17 protein-coding genes are annotated in these 18,124 nt (G+C 65.2%); 7 read left to right on the forward strand and 10 right to left on the reverse strand.

The annotated features are described in order from the left end of the window. Positions 1-19: 19 nt before the first annotated feature. The 3 genes from JMY28_RS17470 to alr all read right to left on the reverse strand — a co-directional run bounded on the left by JMY28_RS17470 (position 20) and on the right by alr (position 2,887). Positions 20-283 carry a DUF2866 domain-containing protein gene (locus JMY28_RS17470; protein WP_201697171.1) on the reverse strand — a complete coding sequence of 88 codons (264 nt, stop codon included), beginning with the start codon at positions 281-283 and terminating at the stop codon, positions 20-22. A 140-nt stretch (positions 284-423) separates the two neighbouring features. Continuing rightward, positions 424-1,800 (reverse strand): DNA repair protein RadA, encoded by a 1,377-nt coding sequence (gene radA / locus JMY28_RS17475; RefSeq protein ID WP_158759070.1) that lies wholly within the window; start codon positions 1,798-1,800, stop codon positions 424-426. Positions 1,801-1,816: 16 nt separating this feature from the next. Continuing rightward, a complete protein-coding gene (gene alr, locus JMY28_RS17480) occupies positions 1,817-2,887 on the reverse strand; it encodes an alanine racemase (RefSeq protein ID WP_201697172.1) in 1,071 nt (356 codons plus the stop codon). Between the two features lie 218 nt (positions 2,888-3,105). Here alr and lplT point away from each other — a divergent pair, with 218 nt between their 5' ends. Then, positions 3,106-4,416 (forward strand): lysophospholipid transporter LplT, encoded by a 1,311-nt coding sequence (lplT, locus tag JMY28_RS17485; protein ID WP_201697173.1) that lies wholly within the window; start codon positions 3,106-3,108, stop codon positions 4,414-4,416. 105 nt (positions 4,417-4,521) lie between these two features. Continuing rightward, on the forward strand, positions 4,522-5,328 hold the full coding sequence (thiD, locus tag JMY28_RS17490; RefSeq protein ID WP_201697174.1) for a bifunctional hydroxymethylpyrimidine kinase/phosphomethylpyrimidine kinase: 807 nt from the start codon (positions 4,522-4,524) through the stop codon (positions 5,326-5,328). Between the two features lie 31 nt (positions 5,329-5,359). Here the strand turns inward: thiD and JMY28_RS17495 are convergent, their stop codons facing one another. The 4 genes from JMY28_RS17495 to tsaB are packed head-to-tail and all read right to left on the reverse strand — an operon-like array spanning position 5,360 to position 8,727. Further along, on the reverse strand, positions 5,360-6,445 hold the full coding sequence (locus JMY28_RS17495) for a DUF1853 family protein (RefSeq protein ID WP_201697175.1): 1,086 nt from the start codon (positions 6,443-6,445) through the stop codon (positions 5,360-5,362). Next, positions 6,442-7,425: a uracil-DNA glycosylase gene (locus JMY28_RS17500; protein WP_201697176.1), complete on the reverse strand. Its 984-nt coding sequence runs from the start codon at positions 7,423-7,425 to the stop codon at positions 6,442-6,444. The genes JMY28_RS17495 and JMY28_RS17500 overlap by 4 nt, the downstream gene beginning before the upstream one ends. Then, positions 7,412-7,906 carry a ribosomal protein S18-alanine N-acetyltransferase gene (gene rimI / locus JMY28_RS17505; protein WP_201697177.1) on the reverse strand — a complete coding sequence of 165 codons (495 nt, stop codon included), beginning with the start codon at positions 7,904-7,906 and terminating at the stop codon, positions 7,412-7,414. The genes JMY28_RS17500 and rimI overlap by 14 nt, the downstream gene beginning before the upstream one ends. Further along, the gene (gene tsaB / locus JMY28_RS17510) at positions 7,903-8,727 is read right to left on the reverse strand and encodes a tRNA (adenosine(37)-N6)-threonylcarbamoyltransferase complex dimerization subunit type 1 TsaB (protein WP_201697178.1); all 825 of its coding nucleotides are present in this window, start codon (positions 8,725-8,727) and stop codon (positions 7,903-7,905) included. Before tsaB ends, rimI begins: the two co-directional genes overlap by 4 nt. 189 nt (positions 8,728-8,916) lie before the next feature. On the opposite strand from tsaB, the gene JMY28_RS17515 reads away from it, so the two are divergent. The 3 genes from JMY28_RS17515 (at position 8,917) to aceA (ending at position 13,087) form a co-directional block, all read left to right on the forward strand. After that, positions 8,917-9,186: an acyl-CoA-binding protein gene (locus tag JMY28_RS17515; protein ID WP_028204087.1), complete on the forward strand. Its 270-nt coding sequence runs from the start codon at positions 8,917-8,919 to the stop codon at positions 9,184-9,186. 437 nt (positions 9,187-9,623) lie between these two features. After that, positions 9,624-11,357, forward strand: coding sequence for a DEAD/DEAH box helicase (locus tag JMY28_RS17520; RefSeq protein ID WP_201697179.1), 1,734 nt, complete (start codon positions 9,624-9,626; stop codon positions 11,355-11,357). A 422-nt stretch (positions 11,358-11,779) separates the two neighbouring features. Beyond that, on the forward strand, positions 11,780-13,087 hold the full coding sequence (aceA, locus tag JMY28_RS17525; RefSeq protein WP_201697180.1) for an isocitrate lyase: 1,308 nt from the start codon (positions 11,780-11,782) through the stop codon (positions 13,085-13,087). A gap of 288 nt (positions 13,088-13,375) precedes the next feature. Here the strand turns inward: aceA and JMY28_RS17530 are convergent, their stop codons facing one another. Together JMY28_RS17530 and JMY28_RS17535 are read right to left on the reverse strand one after the other, a co-directional pair. After that, positions 13,376-13,810 carry a universal stress protein gene (locus JMY28_RS17530; protein ID WP_201697181.1) on the reverse strand — a complete coding sequence of 145 codons (435 nt, stop codon included), beginning with the start codon at positions 13,808-13,810 and terminating at the stop codon, positions 13,376-13,378. A gap of 139 nt (positions 13,811-13,949) precedes the next feature. Further along, complete coding sequence (locus JMY28_RS17535; RefSeq protein WP_201697182.1) at positions 13,950-14,852, reverse strand: LysR family transcriptional regulator; 903 nt, start codon at positions 14,850-14,852, stop codon at positions 13,950-13,952. Positions 14,853-15,017: 165 nt separating this feature from the next. Here JMY28_RS17535 and JMY28_RS17540 point away from each other — a divergent pair, with 165 nt between their 5' ends. Both JMY28_RS17540 and aceB read left to right on the forward strand, forming a co-directional pair. Next, positions 15,018-15,800: a haloacid dehalogenase type II gene (locus JMY28_RS17540; protein ID WP_201697183.1), complete on the forward strand. Its 783-nt coding sequence runs from the start codon at positions 15,018-15,020 to the stop codon at positions 15,798-15,800. 68 nt (positions 15,801-15,868) lie between these two features. Beyond that, entirely contained in the window at positions 15,869-17,461 is a 1,593-nt protein-coding gene (gene aceB, locus JMY28_RS17545) for a malate synthase A (protein WP_201697184.1), read from the forward strand. Positions 17,462-17,573: 112 nt separating this feature from the next. On the opposite strand, the gene JMY28_RS17550 is transcribed toward aceB, so the two are convergent. Further along, entirely contained in the window at positions 17,574-17,981 is a 408-nt protein-coding gene (locus tag JMY28_RS17550) for a gamma-glutamylcyclotransferase family protein (RefSeq protein ID WP_201697185.1), read from the reverse strand. Positions 17,982-18,124: the final 143 nt, after the last annotated feature.

The following is an 18,124-nucleotide window of genomic DNA, read 5'->3' on the forward strand; positions in this document are numbered from 1 at the left end:
GCAGCGCCCATTTTTTCGTTTAGCGTCGTGGCAGCGTTTGCCGCGGCAACCGCTCGTCGTCGTACATCACGTACTTGCGGCCTTCCACGTGATGCGCAATGGTGCTGCGCACCTCGGCCGCCGTCACGTCTTCCGCCACGACGCGGCGCGAAATGCGCCCGTCGCCATCGATCCACTCGACGATGCGGCACGTGCTGCCCCAGGGTTGCATGAGCGGCTCGGAAACCCGGCAGCCGCGCACGACGATCGAACGACCGTCGAAGGACGTATCAGTCTGTTTCAAGTCGCTATCCTTTCCGTTCGACACGGTTGAACATCGCGCCAAGGATAGGGAAAACGACGTGCGAAATGGTTACAGTCGAAACCAGGGTTGTTACTAATCATTACGCGACAGTACAAGCCCTCGGCGCCCGCGCGGCATGGTTATTCCAGTTCGCGTACCCGATCGATCGCTTCCTCGAGACGCTCCACGGCAATCACCTGTAAACCTTCGATCGGTTGTTTCGGCGCATTGGCGCGGGGAATCAGGGCGCATGAAAAACCGAGCTTCGCGGCTTCCTTCAGGCGATCCTGGCCGCGCGGCGAGGGCCGGATCTCGCCCGCGAGACCGACTTCGCCAAAAACGATCAGACCCTTGGGCAACGCCTTGTTACGCATCGAAGAGTGAATGGCGAGCAGCACGGCGAGATCCGCGGCCGGCTCCGTGATTTTCACCCCGCCCACGGCATTGAGAAAAACGTCCTGGTCAAAGCACGCGATGCCGGCATGGCGATGTAGCACCGCCAGCAGCATCGCAAGCCGGTTTTGTTCGAGGCCGACGGCGAGGCGCCGCGGATTCGGCACGTGCGCCGTGTCGACGAGCGCCTGCACCTCGACGAGCAGTGGCCGAGAGCCTTCCTGGGTCACGAGCACGCAGGAACCCGGCACGCTCTGCTCGTGCTGCGAGAGAAAGAGCGCCGAGGGATTCGCCACGCCGCGCAGGCCTTTCTCGGTCATCGCGAACACGCCCAGTTCGTTGACCGCACCGAAGCGGTTCTTGAACGCGCGCACGAGACGGAACGACGAATGCGTGTCGCCTTCGAAATACAGGACGGTGTCGACGATATGCTCAAGCACCCGCGGCCCCGCGAGGTTGCCCTCCTTCGTCACGTGACCGACCATGATGATCGCCGTGCCCGACTGCTTCGCGATACGTGTGAGCTGCGCCGCGCACTCTCGCACCTGCGCGACAGAGCCCGGCGCGGAAGTCAGCGCCTCGGAGTAGATCGTCTGGATCGAGTCGATGACCGCGACGTCGGGCTTTTCAGCCTCGATCGTCGCCTGGATCTTTTCGAGCTGGATCTCGGCGAGCAGTTGCAGCTCGCTCGCCATGGAGCCGGGATCGAGCAGCGCCAATCGTTGCGCGCGCAACGCAATCTGCGCAGCCGATTCTTCGCCGCTTATGTATAGCGCGCGACGCTCCGCCGCGATCTGCGCAAGCGACTGCAGCAACAGCGTCGACTTGCCGATGCCCGGATCGCCGCCGATCAGCACCACGCCGCCCGCTACGAGTCCGCCGCCCAGCACGCGGTCGAACTCGCCCACGCCGGTCGTGAAGCGCGGTACGTCGGACGCCTCGATATCGGCGAGACGCCGCACCGGCGCGCTCTTCGCGAGCGACTGGAAGCGGTGACTGCTCGCCGATTCGGCAACGCCTTCCACCAGCGTGTTCCACGCGCCGCACGCGGGGCACTGGCCTTGCCACTTGGGCGCCTGGCCGCCGCATTCGGTACACGTATACAGTGTCTTGACCTTCGCCATGCTCTTTGCCATGGCGTTATTCGGCCCGCACCGGCACGCGCGGCGCAACGGCGCACATCAGCTCGTAGCCGATCGTGCCACAGGCTTTCGCGACGTCGTCGATCGGCAGGTTGTTGCCCCACAGTTCCACGCGCGCGCCCACGCCCGCGCTGTGCACAGGCGTGAGATCGACAGTGAGCATGTCCATGGAGACGCGGCCCACGACATGCGTGAGCACGCCGTCGACGATCACGGGCGTGCCTTCGGGCGCGACGCGCGGATAGCCGTCTGCATAACCGCACGCCACCACGCCGATGCGCATGGGCTTGCGCGCCGTGAAGATCGAGCCGTAGCCGACGGTCTGCCCTTCGGCGACGTGCTGCGTGGCGATGAGTTCGGACGCGAGCGTCATGGCCGGCTGCAGGCCCACACCTTCGAGCGCCGAGGAGAAGCCCGAAGGCGAAGCGCCATAGAGAATGATGCCGGGGCGCACCCAGTCGAAGTGCGTCGAAGGATGCCAGAGCGTGGCGGCCGAATTGGCGAGGCTGCGCGTACCCGCAATGCCTTGCGCGCCACGCTCGAACGTTGCCATCTGCTCGCTCACGCCGCGCGGCGTATCGGCGTCCGCGAAATGCGTCATCAGCGTGATCTGGCCGATGCCGGCACAGGCACGCGCGCGCTCCCACGCGGCACGGTATTTCTCGGGCGTATAGCCGAGCCGGTTCATGCCGCTATTCATCTTGAGCTGAACGTTGACCGGCTTCGAGAGACGCGCCATTTCGAGCATGCGCATCTGCTCGTCGCTGTGCACGACGGTCGTGAGGCTGTAGCGGTCGATCACGTCGATGTCGGTGGGCCGGAAAAAACCTTCGAGTAGCAGAATCGGACCCGCCCAGCCGAGCTCGCGCAGCTTGACGGCCTCCTCGAGATCGAGCAGGCCGAAACCGTCTGTTGCGCGCAGGCCGGGAAACGCGCGCGCAAGTCCATGCCCGTAGGCGTTGGCCTTCACCACGGCCCAGATTTTTGACTTTGGCGCGTACTTGCGGACGACGGCGAGGTTATTGGCGAGAGCGGCGGTGTGGATCGTTGCTGAGAGGGGGCGCGGCATGAGATTTTTTCGCAAAGACGCTTTCGAATCAGGAGCTTACAGGGTGTTTTCAGCGCCCAGCAGGCCCGCCTGATGGGCGCTCAAGGATTGTGCTAGTCCGAATGCATCTATTTTCATGATATAAAGCCCTGCGCACAACCCATTTCGAACGTAATAAGCCCGGATGCCTCCCACCCGTCCGGGGCGGACGGACCGCAGCGAGGAAAGCATCGCATCAGATGAAAAAAGGCTTTTACACCATCATGGCCGCGCAGTTTTTTTCGTCGTTGGCCGACAATGCGCTCCTGATCGCTGCGATTGCACTGCTGAAAGATCTCCACGCTCCGAACTGGATGACGCCGCTGCTCAAGCTGTTCTTCGTCCTCTCCTACGTCGTTCTTGCCGCCTTCGTCGGCGCCTTTGCAGATTCCCGCCCCAAGGGCCGCGTGATGTTCATCACGAACACGATCAAGGTCGTGGGCTGCGCCATGATGCTGGCAGGCACCCACCCCTTGTTCGCCTATGGCGTAGTGGGTTTCGGCGCGGCGGCTTATTCGCCCGCCAAATACGGCATTCTGACCGAGCTGTTGCCGCCTGAGCGCCTCGTCGCCGCCAATGGCTGGATCGAAGGCACGACAGTCGGCTCGATCATTCTCGGCACCGTGCTCGGCGGCGCGTTGATCAGCCCCCACATCGCCTCGCATGTGCTGCGCCATACGCCCGCCGCGATCAGCACGCCCGCCGAGGCCGCGATGGTCGTCATCATGGTGATTTACGTGATCGCCGCCCTCTTCAATCTGCGCATCCCAGACACCGGCGCGCGCTACCCGCGCCAGCAGCACGGTGTCATCCGCCTCATCAGCGATTTCGCCGACTGCTTCAACACGCTATGGGGGGACAAGCTCGGCCAGATCTCGCTCGCGGTCACGACGCTCTTCTGGGGCGCAGGCGCGACGCTGCAATTCATCGTGCTCAAATGGGCTGAAGTCTCGCTCGGCATGTCGCTCTCGGAAGGCGCGGTGCTCCAGGCCGTGGTGGCCGTGGGCGTGGCGGCCGGCGCCATGATCGCAGCCGCGCGCGTGCCGCTCAAGAAGTCGCTCTCGGTGCTGCCGGTCGGCATCATCATGGGTCTTGCCGTCATGCTCATGGCGTTCTACACGCGCCATCTCTTTCCGCCGCATTGGGGCCTGCATATCGGCCATTTCCGCGTTCCCGGCTACCTGATTTTTGCGTACATCTTCCTCATGGTCGTGGGCGGCCTCTCGGGCTTCTTCGTCGTGCCGATGAACGCGCTGCTCCAGCATCGCGGCCACGTGCTGCTCTCTGCCGGCCACTCCATCGCCGTGCAGAACTTCAACGAGAATCTTTCGGTGCTCGTGATGCTGTGCCTGTATGCCGTGCTCGTCTGGCTCGACGTGCCGGTGACCATCGTGATCGTGCTGTTCGGCACGTTCGTCTGCCTGATGATGTGGCTCGTGATGCGCCGCCACCAGGCGAATCAGCGCTCGTTCGACTCAGTCGCCCTGATCGGCGAAAATCACAGGCATTGATGGGCGTGCGTGATCTGGTGTAATCCGGCCACCGCGTCCGCCGAACCGAATTTTCCCTGCACACGCGCGGCGACACGCCGCGCGCGACGCGCATCTGATGCTGCCATGACTTCACCGATTTTCAACGTTCTCACGATCGCCGGCTCCGACTCGGGCGGCGGTGCGGGCATTCAGGCCGACCTCAAGACGTTCTCCGCGCTCGGCGCGTACGGCGCGAGCGTCATTACGGCGCTCACCGCACAGAACACACGCGGCGTCACCGCGATCCACGCGCCCGACGCGGGTTTCGTCACCGCGCAGCTCGATGCCGTGTTCGACGACATCCGCATCGACGCCGTGAAGATCGGCATGCTCGCCAACGCCGAAATCGTGCGCGCCGTCGCCGATGCGCTGCGACGGCACAAGCCGACGCGCGTCGTGCTCGACACCGTGATGATCTCGAAGAGCAATCACGCGCTGCTCGCGCGCGAAGCGGTGGCCGCGCTGCGCGAGGAGCTTCTGCCTCTCGCGGGCGTCGTCACGCCGAATCTGCCGGAAGCCGCGGCGCTGCTCGGTGTGGCGCCTGCTGTCGACGAAGCCGCGATGGTCGAGCAAGGCGAAGCGCTGCGCGCACTCGGTGCGCAGGCGGTGCTGATGAAAGGCGGCCATCTGGGCAGCGATGACAGCCCCGACTGGCTCATCGAGGCCGGTGGCACGCTGCGCCTGGGCGGCCCGCGCGTGCCGGTGACGAATACGCATGGCACCGGCTGCACACTCTCTTCCGCGATTGCCGCACTGTGGCCGCAGCACGGCGCGCTCGCACCGGCCGTTGGCGAAGCCAAGCAGTATCTAACGGCGGCGCTGGAGGCCAGTGCGCGGCTCGACGTCGGTCATGGCGTCGGGCCGGTGCATCACTTCTGGCGCTGGTGGTAAGCGTACCTTCGCGCGCTGGTTGACATGCAACTCATTGACGTGAAAATGCCGCGGCGCGCGCGGGCCAGTCGTCGGGAACGATGAAGCCGCGCGACATTTCACGGTAGCCGCCTGCGCTGTCGGCAGTGAATGCCGCGACCAGGACAGGGTCATCTGGTCGGGCTAGCGCGATGACCAACTCGTTGGGCTCAACGGGCGGCGCGACGGCTGTGCCTGCGTTTGCTTGCGCGGCGCCCGGTGCGGCCGCCAGCCTGCGTGGCGCGAGCCACGCGAGCCTCGGCAACACGCTCCAGCCATCGGCCGCCTGTTGCTGCGCGAACGTCGGCCACTCCGAACGCGTCACCCACCAGCCGCGCCCATGATCTGCGGCTAGCTCGGGGGCGTCCTCCACCCGCGACGGCGCCGCCTCTCCCGCCCGGTAGAAAAGCCAGCCCTTCACGAACATTTGCGCGAGCCACTGCCCTTCGTAACCGAGCGAGGCGAATTCTTCGCGTGCGCTCAAACGCAGTTGACGGTCGCGCAGATGTGTCAGCTTCAGATCGAAGCGATCGCGCAAGTTCGGCCCGACGAATTCGGCAAGCGAGGCGCGTGACTCATCGCCAGGTCCTGCGTGCAGATAGCACTTCACCGCGAGTTCCCAATGCAGGCGCTCTCCGGCGCGCGTCTGCACAAGAAAATCGCACTCGCCGAGGGTGAGCCCAGCACGCCGCAACGGCACATTCTGCGCGATGAGTTGGGCCGCAGGTCCATTCGCGAGAAACCATCCCAGCAGATTTTCGGCATAGCGCCCAAGGCGATGCGTCGGCGCGGCCATGAGCGCTTCGTGCAGCCTCGCCGGATCGCGATCGAGTTGCGCGAGCCAGTCGCGCGCGGCGCGAGCTTCCTGCGCATTGGCGCACCATTGCGCGAGCGGTGCGAGTGGTGGTTGCGCACGCAACAGATCGGCGCTGAAGAGCAGCCACGCGAGATCGCGCACGGCCGGATCGGCAACGCGATCGATTACGTCGTGGTCCGCGCAAGTGCCGGGCACGCTCTCCGACGCGGCATCATCTCGCGGCCCGCCGTCGCCCGGGGCACCACTCGCACCGGATACGTCCGCGGGCCGCGCGGCGTTCATCGCTCGCCGCCGGACGCCGCGCGCCAGGTGTCGCGTGCGAGGCAGAGGTCGGCCCATGCCTTCCCCTTGTCATGCAGGCTGCGCAGCAGATACGCGGGGTGATAGGTGACGATGACGGGCACGCCCTCGTACTCGTGGACACGTCCGCGTAGCGACGCGATGCTGCCGTCGGTCTTGAGCAGGCTCTGCGCCGCGAAACGCCCGAGCGCGACAATGATCTTCGGCTTCACCAGCGCCACCTGACGCTGCAGATACGGCTCGCAGCGCGCGACCTCGTCGGGCTCCGGATTGCGGTTGCCAGGCGGGCGGCACTTGATCACGTTCGCGATATAGACGTTCTCACCGCGCGCGAGCGAGAGCGCGCGCAGCATGTTGTCGAGCAGCTTGCCCGCCTGGCCGACGAAGGGCTCGCCCTGACGGTCCTCGTTCTCGCCGGGTGCCTCGCCGATCAGCATCCAGTCGGCCTCGCGATCGCCCACGCCGAACACGGTGTTGGTGCGTTTCTCGCACAGACCGCAGCGCGTGCACGAGGCGACGCGTTCGGCGAGCGCGTCCCAATCGAGCGTCGCGACGTCGCTGCGGGGTGCGCCGCTCGTCGACGCCGGCTCGGCGTCGTGTGGCAGAACCGGCTGGGCCACCGAGTCGAACCACGCGAAATCGTCATCGGTAAGCGGCGGCGGTTCGTCGGCTAGATGCGGCGCGGGCTTCGAGGGCGCTGCGGCGCGCGCAACGGGTTGCGGTGGCCGCTGGGGCTGCGATAGCTCCGGGGCGGCCGGTTGTGCTTCGGCAGGCTGCGGCGCGGCGACGGGACGCGCCGCTTCCACCACCGGCGTAACGGCTTCCGCGCGCGTCACTGCGGGCGACGGCGCAACGGCCTCATCGTCACGAGACGCTTCGAGCGGTGCACCACCCCGCGTTCCTTTGCGCACCCAGCGCGGCGCGAGCCCAAGCTCCTCCAGCGCGATCTCATCGAGCGGCATCAGCGCCCTCCCCTGCAAAAGAAAAACGCATCACGAGTGCGTCCTCGCGGCTGTGATGTCTGGCCGGATAGTAGTTCTTGCGACGGCCGATCGTGATGAAACCGAACTGTTCGTACAGCCGGATCGCCCGATGATTCGAAGGCCGGACTTCGAGCAGCAAGCCTTCGAGGCCTTGCGAGCGCGCAATGCGTACCGCCTCGCGCAGCATCGTGAGCCCCGCGCCCGCGCCCTGCGCCTGAGGCGCGACGCAAAGATTCAGCAGATGCATCTCATCGACCACGGGCATCAGCACGCAATAGCCGATCAGCGTGCCGGTGACGTGGCGCATGCACAGGCCGTAATAGCCATTGCGCAGCGAGTCTTCGAAGTTGCCGCGCGACCACGGAAACTCATACGCCGAGCGCTCGATGATCGCGACTTCGTCCAGGTCGCTTTCGGTCATCGGCGACAAGTAGCGGTCGGTCATGAGCACGCCACTCATTTCGCGCCCTCACCGCCTTCGCCCGCTGCGCCCGCAACACGTTGAGCGGCGGCCTTCGCGGCAAGGCGTTCGGCCGTGGTCTGCGCGACCTTGTTGCGCACGTATTCGGGCGCGGCCTGGTCGGCGGGTTGCGTGCGGCCCGCGCGATACGCACGCAACGCCGCGTGCGCAAGCGGCAACGCGTGCGGGAGCGCCTCGGCGTCGATCGTGCGCGCGGCGGCAGCGGCCGTGAGGCGAGCGCCGAAAGCGGCGGCGGCGTTGCCCGCTAGTGTGAACGGCGCGTCGGGTGCGGCGATGTGCTCCGGCGAGTCGAGCGAAGCGGCCTGCAACGTGCGCCAGTCGCCGGCTGCGGCGTCCCATTCGAAATCGGCCCAGTAGGCCTCGTCCATGCGCGCGTCGAGCGCGGCCAGCACGCGGGTCACCGCGGGATCGCGCAGCCGCGCGCTCTCCGCACACACGAGCAACGTGCCCACCGCCACCACCGGAATATCGAGGCCGAACGCGAGCCCCTGAGCCACTCCCGTTGCCGTACGCAGCCCAGTGAAGGAGCCCGGACCCGCGCCGAACGCAATCGCGTCGCAGTCGGCGAGCGTGAGGCCGGCTTCGTCGAACAATTCGCCAATGGCCGGGAGGAGCCGGGTGCTGGAGACGGCGCCCGTGGCCTCGTGGCGCACCCAGACGCTGACTTCCGAGAGCGATCCGGACGCGGTCTCGCCGCTGGTAGAGGGAGAACGATCTGCGCCGCCGGGGGCGACGCGAAGCAGCGCGACCGAGCAATATTCGGTCGAAGTATCGAGGGCAAGCAGCACGGTTTCGGTCATGAGCGCTATTGTAATGCCCCGTCTCCCGTGCGGGCCCACGGCTCTCGCCATGTGGCGGTTGCGCGTGCGTCTTGACGTGTTCTGGTTCATCCGCGCCCGGCACGAGTGGAGGAATCGCTCCAGCTTTTCCGGGGTTTGCGCTGCTACCATCGGCGCGCTGACCTGAACCAATACGCGGAGGAAACAACGATGAGTGACGTGAACACGCAGTTCGCCCAAGCCCAGCAAGACGTGCAGCAACTGCCGGAACGCCCCGGCAATCTGACGCTGCTGCGCCTCTACGCACTCTTCAAGCAGGCCACCGAAGGCGACGTGCACGGCGACAAGCCTGGCTTCACCGACATCGTCGGCAAGTACAAGTACGAAGCGTGGGCCGCGCTGCAAGGCACGGCACAAGAGACCGCCAGGCAGCAATACGTCGAACTCGTCGAATCGCTTAAGAGCGGCGCCACGAGCTGACCTGGCCCTCTCCTTAGAAACGCCCGGCACACGCCAGGCAAACGAGGTGCGTGACGACGCGGGCAAGCCGGCCTGCTGCGTCACACCGCCGCGCCCGTGCCTTCGCGTTGCGTCGCTCTGGCGCGCCGCAACAAAACGAGATATACTGCGTGCTGCGTTGCGCTCCGGTCGCTCGTTCGATCAGCACAACGCCTCGTAGCGTTAAGCTCCAATCCAGTTTAGAACCTGTCCCCCCCTGCTTGGCCCTGCTTTCGGGCCGTCAAGTATCAGGCTGGCGACTGGCCAATCCCGGCCAAAGTCGCACCCAAAACAGCTTCTAACGAAAAATCCGCCATTGTGGGCGGATTGCCCCCGTTTTTCGATTTGTTCGCAAAATCCGACGACTTGGGTATGCCGATTGGCGCCGACGTTCTATTTCCTGTGTAACAAGGATTTTCATGACTTCGAGCAATACCCAAAGCCCCCTGGACGCAATCGCCGATCAGGCCCTCGGTCTCTCCGCTGCCGCCGACGCTTCCGCTGAAGCCCCCGCGCAGGCTGCCGAGGCAGTCGAGGCCAATGACGGTTCGGCATTCGCGTCGCTCGGTCTGTCGCCGGAGATCGTCTCCGGGCTGATCGCAGCGGGCTACAAGGCCCCGACGCCCGTGCAGGAACGCGCCATTCCTGCCGCCATCGCCGGCCGCGACCTGCTGGTCTCCAGCCCGACCGGTTCGGGCAAGACCGCAGCGTTCATGCTGCCCGCCATCGAGCGCTTCGCGCAGATCCAGAAGACCCTGGCAGCCCAGCCGCGCGAGCCGCGCCCGCAAGGCGCCCAAGGCCAGCAAGCCGATCGTCGCCAGCGCCGTCCGCAACCGGTTGCGCGCCCCGGCCTCCTCGTCCTCACGCCCACGCGTGAGCTCGCGATGCAGGTAACCACGGCCGCTTCGACGTACGGCAAGCACCTGCGCCGTCTGCGCACCGTGAGCATTCTCGGCGGCGTGGCATACGGCCAGCAGCTGATGCTGCTCGCGAAGAACCCCGAGATTCTCGTGGCGACGCCTGGCCGTCTGCTCGATCACCTCGAGCGCGGCCGCATCGACCTGTCCGAACTCAAGATGCTCGTGCTCGACGAAGCCGACCGCATGCTCGACATGGGCTTCATCGACGACATCGACACGATCGTTGCCGCTACGCCGGAAACCCGTCAGACGATGCTGTTCTCGGCAACGCTCGACGGAAAGATCGCTTCGATCACCGGCCGCCTGTTGAAGGACCCGGAGCGTATCGAGATCGTGCGCAAGCTCGAGGCGAGCTCGAACATCGCGCAAACCGTGCACTACGTGGACGACCGCGATCACAAGGATCGTCTGCTCGACCACCTGCTGCGCGACGAAAGCCTCGACCAGGCCGTGGTGTTCACCGCCACGAAGATGGACGCCGACCAGCTCGCCGGCAAGCTTGCCGACGCAGGCTTCGAAAGCGCCGCGCTGCATGGCGACCTGCCGCAAGGCGCGCGTAACCGCACGATCCGTGCGCTGCGCGAGCGCCGCGTGCGCGTGCTCGTCGCGACCGACGTCGCGGCGCGTGGTATCGACATCCCCGGCATCACGCACGTGTTCAACTACGATCTGCCGAAGTTCGCCGAAGACTACGTGCACCGTATTGGCCGTACTGGCCGTGCGGGCCGCTCGGGTGTGGCGGTGAGCCTCGTGCATCACGCCGAGCAAGGCGCGCTCAAGCGCATCGAGCGTTTCGTGCGCTCGCCGCTGCCTGTGAACGTCGTGGAAGGTTTCGAGCCGCGCAAAGCGGCGCCGGCCAACCGTGGCTTCGGCGGCCGCGGTCGTCCGGGCGGTGGCAATGGCGGCGGCCGTCGCTTCGGTAACGGTAACAGCAACGGCAACGGCAAGCCGGGTGGCTACGGCGCCCGTGGCGGCAATGGTGGCAACGGTGGCGGCGATCGCAACGGCAACAGCTGGGGCAATAAGCCGGAAGGCTCGCGCGGCGGCTATGGCGCCCGCGAAGGCGGCTTCGGTTCGCGTGAAGGCGGCCTTGGCGGCGGCTCGCGCGGCGGCGAAGGCAACCGCGGCGGCTTCGGCCAGCAACGCGAAGGCTACGGCCGCTCGCGCGAAGGCGGTGGCGGTTACGGCGCGCGCCGTAACGACGGCCCGCGTGGCGCACGTCGCGACAGCTAAATAGTCAACAAGCGGCGCACGGCGCGGCCTTCGAGCCGCCCCGCCGCCGCAGCAAAAGACTCAGGACCGGTGCTTAGGCACCGGTCTTTTTTTATCCCCGCGCAAATTTCACGATATGAAAAATTTTTTTGCTTCGTAAAAAATCGTGCTGCGTGGCACAAAGGGTCCTATTGCAAGATGAAAAACAGCATTTCACATCACAAAACTAATTCATTAACTCGATGATTTTATTAAAATAAAAAAGCTCAAAAAAGCTCATCAGCTGGCTGTTGCCGGTTGATCGATTTGCCTAGACTCTTATATAAGAGTTCGCAAAACGAAACGCCCAAAGCCAGAAGCCGCCGTCTTCGTTTCGTGAGATTCAGCGGTTCAGCAGTTCCGTTCCAGCGATCCCACTTATCAGGCAAATGAAGGAGCACACCATGTCGACTCGTCAACAGCAAGCCCGGCAACTCCAACAACAATGGGAAACCGATCCGCGCTGGAAGGGCATCAAGCGGAACTACACCGCTGAAGACGTGGTGCGCCTGCGCGGTTCGATCCAGCCCGAGCACACGCTCGCGAAGCACGGCGCCGAAAAGCTCTGGCAAGGCGTGAACACCGAGCCATTCATCAACGCACTGGGCGCGCTCACGGGCAACCAGGCCATGCAGCAAGTGAAGGCCGGGCTCAAGGCAATCTATCTCTCGGGCTGGCAGGTCGCAGGCGACGCCAACCTCGCCGGCGAAATGTACCCGGACCAGTCGCTCTACCCGGCCAATTCGGTGCCACAGGTCGTCAAGCGCATCAACAACACACTCACGCGCGCCGACCAGATCCAGTGGTCCGAAGGCAAGAACCCCGGCGACGAAGGCTATACCGACTTCTTCCAGCCGATCGTGGCCGACGCTGAAGCCGGCTTCGGCGGCGTCCTGAACGCGTTCGAACTGATGAAGGCGATGATCGAAGCGGGCGCAGCAGGCGTGCACTTCGAAGACCAGCTCGCCTCGGTAAAGAAGTGCGGCCACATGGGCGGCAAGGTGCTCGTGCCGACGCGCGAAAACATCGCCAAGCTCACGGCCGCGCGTTTGGCCGCCGACGTCTGCGGCGTGCCGACCGTGTTGCTCGCCCGCACCGACGCGGAAGCCGCCGACCTCGTGACGTCCGACATCGACGACAACGACAAGCCGTTCCTCACCGGCGAGCGCACCGTGGAAGGCTTCTTCCGCACGAAGAACGGCCTCGAGCAGGCCATCTCGCGCGGTCTCGCTTACGCCCCGTACGCCGACATGATCTGGTGCGAAACGGGCAAGCCGGATCTCGAGTTCGCGAAGAAGTTCGCCGAAGCGATCCACAAGCAATTCCCGGGCAAGCTGCTCTCGTACAACTGTTCACCGTCGTTCAACTGGAAAAAGAACCTCGACGACGCAACGATCGCCAGGTTCCAGCGCGAACTGGGTGCGATGGGCTACAAGTTCCAGTTCATCACGCTTGCGGGCTTCCACTCGCTCAACTACTCGATGTTCAACCTCGCGCACGGCTATGCGCGCCAGAACATGAGCGCGTTCGTCGAACTCCAGCAGGCCGAGTTCGCCGCCGCCGAGAAGGGCTTCACTGCTGTAAAGCACCAGCGCGAAGTGGGCACGGGCTACTTCGACGCTGTGACGCAGACGGTCGAGCGCGACGCCTCGACCACAGCGCTGCACGGTTCGACGGAAGACGAGCAGTTCTTCGACAAGAAGGTGGCATAAGACCACCGGCAGCAACGGCAGTAACGGCGGCGCAAGCCGCCGCGCTCGATCAGGCAGCCGGCACGCGTACCTTGGCGGGGCGCGCCGGCCGCCCACCGGCGCGGCCCGGGCGCATGCCGCAAGCCGTTTCAGGGAGGAAGCCGTAGAAGACACAGGCCGCGCGTGCTGGACAGAATCCGGCCCGTGGCTCGCCCAGCCAACGCACCGGGCGAGCATGGCCTTGTGTTTCATCGCGAGTCCGCGAGAACGCGCCCGCCCCGATCGGCGCCTGCAATCCACCGCACCAGGCTAGCGATACACGATCACCGGAATCTTCGTATGGGTGAGCACGCGCTGCGTCTCGCTGCCGATCAGCAGGCTGCCGAGTCCGCGACGCCCGTGCGAGGCCATGAAAATCACGTCGCAGCCGCCGGATTCGGCGGCTTCGATGATGCCGAGATACGGCGACGCATGCACGCTCGTGCGGCTGTCGCAGATCACGCCCGCGTTGCGCGCCGCCGCCTCGATTTCGTCCAGATGCACCCGCGCCTCTCGCTCACTGCGCGTCTGGAAATCGCCGGGCGGCTCGATCACTACGTCGGCGTACGGCGAATACGGATATTGCGGCAGGCACGCGTAGGCCGTGACGCGCGCGCCCACTGTGCGTGCGAGGTCGATCGCGCCGTCGATCGCCTTCTTCGACAGCGCCGAACCGTCGGTCGGAACGAGGATGTGCTTGAACATGGCGCGCTCAGTGGTCTAGCGGATTACGGGCAAGTCAAGGGAGAGACCCAAGGCCCTCAGGTCGATTGTAGTGCGCGAATAATCGGCGCAAGCCGTGCGTGCGGGTCAATCCGGATATCGGAAACACGCACTGCGGCCCCTATCCCCAGTAACCGGGTTGACCGTAGGTATGCTTGAGATAGTCGAGAAAGAGGCGCACGCGCAGCGGCAAATGACGGCGTTGCGGAAACACGGCATGGATGCCGATGGGCGGCGCGGCGAACGCGTCGAGCACGGTCACGAGCCGGCCCGCCGCGATGTCCTCGCCGACTTCCCACCACGAGCGCCACGCAAGACCGTGGCCCGCGAGACACCACTCATGCAGCACCGCGCCGTCCGAGCATTCCATCGTGCCCGCCACGCGGATCGACACGACTTTGCCTTCCTGCTGAAACGCCCAGCCGCGCTGCTGGTTCAAGCTCGCGCCGAAGGCGAGGCAGTTGTGGCGCGCGAGGTCGGCCGGCGTTTCGGGCTCGCCGCGGCGCGAGAGATACGCGGGCGCCGCCACGCACACGCGCCGGTTTTCGCCGAGCTTGAGCGACACGAGCGACGAATCGGGCAATTCGCCCAGTCGCACGGCGCAGTCGAAGCCTTCGTTCACGAGATCGACGAGCCGATCCGAAAGATCGAGCGCGATGCTCACGTCCGGATGCGCGACCGTGAAATCGGGTACGAGCGGCGCGACGTGCCGCCGCCCAAAGCCCGCCGGCGCGGACACGCGCAGGTGCCCGCTCGCTTTCACGCCACCCTCGGACACGCTCGCCTCAGCGTTCTGCATGTCGTGAATGATGCGCTGGCAGTCCTCGAGGAACGCCGAGCCTTCGAACGTGAGCGTGATGCGCCGCGTGGTGCGCACGAGCAGCTTCACGCCGAGGCGCTCCTCGAGCGCATCGATGCGCCGGCCGATGATGGCGGGCGCCACGCCCTCGGCCTGGGCGGCGGCGGAAAGGCTGCCCTTGGCCGCCACGGTGACGAAGGTTTCGATCTGTTTGAAGCGGTCCATCGGTGGTCAGGGAGCGCACTCGGCGACAGAAACAGTGGAAAGGAGAGATCAGGCCGACAGATTAGGTGGGTAAAAGTAAAAGATCAAGTGATCAATCCCGCCTTTTTCAGTGATACGACTCATGAATACAATCGACCTCGACCTCTGAAGACGGAGTGCAAGGCTATGTCGGCCACAACGACACCATCGACAACACGGTTTCCCAAGGCAGTGATCTTCGACGCGTACGGCACGCTCTTCGACGTGCATTCGGTCGTCGCTGCCGCCGAGCAGATGTTCCCCGGCCAGGGCGAGGCGCTCTCGCAGCTCTGGCGCCTCAAACAGATCGAGTACACGCAGCTGCGCACCCTCTCCGACCCGGCAGGCGCCCGCTACCGTCCGTTCTGGGACATCACGCTCGACGCGCTGCGTTACGCCGCGCGCCGCCTGAACCTGCCGCTCACCGGCGCGGGCGAAAAGCGTCTCATGGACGAATACGCCTGCCTCTCGGCCTTCCCCGACGTGCTGCCCGTGCTGCGCCGCCTGCGCCAGATGCACGAAGGACGCGAAGACCGCACGCGCATGGGCCTTGCGATCCTCTCGAACGGCAACCCGCAGATGCTCGACATCGCGGTGAAGAGCGCCGGCATGAGCGGCCTCTTCGATCACGTGCTATCGGTCGATGCCGTGCGCGCCTACAAGCCGGCCGCCGCCGCGTATTCGCTTGGCACCACCGCTTTCGACGCCGCGCCGCGCGACATGGTGTTCGTGTCGTCGAACGGCTGGGACGCCGCGGGCGCCGGCTGGTTCGGCTACACCACGTTCTGGATCAACCGCCAGCGACTGCCCGCCGAAGAGCTCGGCGTAGCGCCGCATGGCACTGGCGGCGGCATGGCGGAACTCGCCGCTTTTCTCGAAACCGCTGCGCCCGACAGGCAAAGCCGCCCTCGCCCCAGCCCGGGCGCGTGACGGACAAGCCACTCGACGCAGCCACAACAACCACACATTCACAATCTGACCGACCAAGGAGCAAGCAAATGGCGAACACGTTGCAACTGCCGCAAGGCATGCAGATCACGGCTGAAATCCAGCCCGGCTTCGAAACGATCCTCACGCCCGAAGCGCTCGAACTCGTCGCGAAGCTGCATCGCGCGTTCGAGCCGCGCCGCCAGGAACTGCTGAAGGCACGCGGCGAGCGCACCAAGCGCCTCGACGCCGGCGAGCGCCCCGACTTTCTTGCCGACACGAAATCGATCCGCGAAGGCGACTGGAAGATCGCAACGCTGCCGAAGGATCTCGAATGCCGCCGCGTGGAAATCACGGGCCCGGTCGAACGCAAGATGATCATCAACGCGCTGAACTCGGGCGCGGACTCGTACATGACCGACTTCGAGGACTCGAACTCGCCGAACTGGGAAAACCAGATCGTCGGCCAGCTCAACCTCAAGGACGCCGTGCGCCGCACGATCTCGCTGGAACAGAACGGCAAGACCTACCAGCTCAACGACAAGACCGCCACGCTGATCGTGCGTCCGCGCGGCTGGCACCTCGACGAAAAGCACGTGACGGTGGACGGTCAGCGTGTCTCGGGCGGCGTCTTCGACTTCGCGCTCTATCTCTTCCACAACGCGAAGGACCTGATTTCGCGCGGCAGCGGCCCGTACTTCTATCTGCCGAAGATGGAAAGCCATCTCGAAGCACGCCTGTGGAACGATATCTTCGTCGCGGCGCAGGAAGGCGTGGGCATCCCGCGCGGCACGATCCGCGCGACGGTGCTGGTCGAGACGATCCTCGCCGCGTTCGAGATGGACGAAATCCTCTATGAACTGCGCGAGCACAGCTCGGGCCTCAACGCGGGCCGCTGGGACTACATCTTCTCGGCAATCAAGAAGTTCAAGAACGACAAGGACTTCTGCCTCGCCGACCGCTCGCAGATCACGATGACGGTGCCGTTCATGCGCGCCTACGCGCTCGAACTGCTCAAGACCTGCCACAAGCGCAACGCACCGGCTATCGGCGGCATGAGCGCGCTCATCCCGATCAAGAACGACGCTGCCGCCAACGACAAGGCCATGGGCGGCGTGCGTTCGGACAAGGCGCGCGACGCCACCGATGGCTACGACGGCGGCTGGGTCGCGCACCCGGGCCTGGTGCCCATCGCGATGGAAGAGTTCGTGAAGGTGCTCGGTGACAAGCCGAACCAGATCAGCAAGCAACGCCCCGATGTGAACGTCGCGGGCAAGGACCTGCTCGACTTCCGTCCGGAAGCGCCGATCACCGAAACGGGCCTGCGCAACAACATCAACGTGGGCATCCACTATCTCGGTTCGTGGCTCGCGGGCAATGGCTGCGTGCCGATCCACAACCTGATGGAAGACGCCGCGACGGCTGAAATCTCGCGCTCGCAGGTGTGGCAGTGGATCCGCTCGCCCAAGGGCAAGCTCGAGGACGGCCGCAAGGTCACGGCCGAACTCGTGCGCGAACTGATCCCGCAGGAGCTGGACAAGGTGAAGGCGTCGGTGGGCGGCGACACGAAGCCGTACGAGCGCGCCGCGCAGATCTTCGAACAGATGTCGACGTCGGAAAACTTCGTCGAGTTCCTGACGCTGCCGCTGTACGAAGAGATCTGATCGTTCCGCATCTCTAACGAATAGCCGATGGAAAAGGCCCGGCGGATGCGAATCCGCCGGGCCTTCGTGTTTTCATGCGCCGCGCTCGCAGGAAGCGCCGCGCGTCTACCGATCAGCGCGCACGCCGATGCGCGACCCAGTCGCCGCCTGCGATCTCGGGGCGTCCTGCAATGGCGGCACACGCGACCGGATAGTAGAGGCAAGCGATACGTTCGCCCTGCACCTCGATATCCACTTCCTTCGAAACGAAGAGACCATCGACGCCCGGATAAACCTGCTCGATTTCGTCGAGCACGGCGAGGAGCGCGTCGTCGATTTCGTAGACGTCGCCGACGACCGTCGATGGCGCATCCGACGCTTCGGCCACCATCCCTGGATAGGTACCGAAGTCGAAGAGCCGACCGGCAAGCGTGGTGAGACCGAGGTGACGCGGGCGCGCGATCGCGTGGCGATCCGCCGCGACGTTGATGTCGTTGATCTCGCCCGCGCGCAGCGTGCCGTAGACGAACACATATTTCATGGCTTTGCTCTCCTTCAAGGCGGCTCGCCTCACACGAGCACGCTATCGATTCGTCCGCATTATGCCCGGCCATAAATGCGTGCTGCCCAAGCCGCTGCGCGCGAGGCGTCTACAATGGGTGCGCCAGATCCGGCAACCCCATC

Origin of the sequence: Paraburkholderia hiiakae (assembly GCF_904848665.1) — a bacterium.
GTDB lineage: Bacteria > Pseudomonadota > Gammaproteobacteria > Burkholderiales > Burkholderiaceae > Paraburkholderia > Paraburkholderia hiiakae.

Coding starts and splice junctions, on each gene's coding strand:
- radA (WP_158759070.1), bottom strand. CDS start 1,800: ATGGCGAAGGTCAAGACACTGTATACGTGTACCGAATGCGGCGGCCAG.
- alr (WP_201697172.1), bottom strand. CDS start 2,887: ATGCCGCGCCCCCTCTCAGCAACGATCCACACCGCCGCTCTCGCCAAT.
- lplT (WP_201697173.1), top strand. CDS start 3,106: ATGAAAAAAGGCTTTTACACCATCATGGCCGCGCAGTTTTTTTCGTCG.
- thiD (WP_201697174.1), top strand. CDS start 4,522: ATGACTTCACCGATTTTCAACGTTCTCACGATCGCCGGCTCCGACTCG.
- JMY28_RS17495 (WP_201697175.1), bottom strand. CDS start 6,445: ATGAACGCCGCGCGGCCCGCGGACGTATCCGGTGCGAGTGGTGCCCCG.
- JMY28_RS17500 (WP_201697176.1), bottom strand. CDS start 7,425: ATGCCGCTCGATGAGATCGCGCTGGAGGAGCTTGGGCTCGCGCCGCGC.
- rimI (WP_201697177.1), bottom strand. CDS start 7,906: ATGAGTGGCGTGCTCATGACCGACCGCTACTTGTCGCCGATGACCGAA.
- tsaB (WP_201697178.1), bottom strand. CDS start 8,727: ATGACCGAAACCGTGCTGCTTGCCCTCGATACTTCGACCGAATATTGC.
- JMY28_RS17515 (WP_028204087.1), top strand. CDS start 8,917: ATGAGTGACGTGAACACGCAGTTCGCCCAAGCCCAGCAAGACGTGCAG.
- JMY28_RS17520 (WP_201697179.1), top strand. CDS start 9,624: ATGACTTCGAGCAATACCCAAAGCCCCCTGGACGCAATCGCCGATCAG.
- aceA (WP_201697180.1), top strand. CDS start 11,780: ATGTCGACTCGTCAACAGCAAGCCCGGCAACTCCAACAACAATGGGAA.
- JMY28_RS17530 (WP_201697181.1), bottom strand. CDS start 13,810: ATGTTCAAGCACATCCTCGTTCCGACCGACGGTTCGGCGCTGTCGAAG.
- JMY28_RS17535 (WP_201697182.1), bottom strand. CDS start 14,852: ATGGACCGCTTCAAACAGATCGAAACCTTCGTCACCGTGGCGGCCAAG.
- JMY28_RS17540 (WP_201697183.1), top strand. CDS start 15,018: ATGTCGGCCACAACGACACCATCGACAACACGGTTTCCCAAGGCAGTG.
- aceB (WP_201697184.1), top strand. CDS start 15,869: ATGGCGAACACGTTGCAACTGCCGCAAGGCATGCAGATCACGGCTGAA.
- JMY28_RS17550 (WP_201697185.1), bottom strand. CDS start 17,981: ATGAAATATGTGTTCGTCTACGGCACGCTGCGCGCGGGCGAGATCAAC.